Below are 507 nucleotides of genomic sequence, written 5' to 3' on the forward strand. Positions count from 1 at the left end.
CGTTGGTGCGGTGAGCACGCAGCGTCTCCCATGAGAAGCGTCCCACCAGCTTCTCGGGGTCGACCTCCTCGTCCGGCTCGGCAAGTCCCACCAGCGCGGCCAGGCGCCCCACGACGCGCCGCGGCGAGACGCCCGCTGCGCGCAGGGCACCCAGGTCGAGGTCATGGTCGCGCTTGGAGAGCCGCCGCCCGTCCGCGCCCATGAGCAGGGGAACATGGCCATATGCGGGCGGAGCGAAGCCCAGTAGTCGCGCCAGATGGGCCTGGCGGGCGCTTGACCCCAGAAGGTCGTTGCCACGCACGACCTGCGTCACGCCCATGAGCCCGTCATCGACCACCACGGCAAGCTGGTAGGCAATCACACCGTCGCTACGCTCGACGAGGAAGTCCCCGCAGTCGTGCGCGAGCGTCTCCTCATGCGGCCCATAGCAGAGGTCGTCAAGGGCTATGGTGCCGGTGGGGTCATCCTCATCCGGCACGCGCAGGCGTACGGCGGGCGGACGGACCC

At 70.0% G+C, this 507-nt stretch carries 1 protein-coding gene; it reads right to left on the bottom strand.

The window, feature by feature from the left end; genetic code table 11:
• Positions 1 to 507, bottom strand: a 507-nt coding sequence (locus HMPREF1316_RS04550; RefSeq protein WP_021725759.1) for a glutamate--tRNA ligase family protein, incomplete at both ends; no start/stop codon positions are given.

It is taken from the genome of Olsenella profusa F0195 (assembly GCF_000468755.1).
Taxonomy (GTDB): Bacteria; Actinomycetota; Coriobacteriia; order Coriobacteriales; family Atopobiaceae; genus Olsenella_F; species Olsenella_F profusa.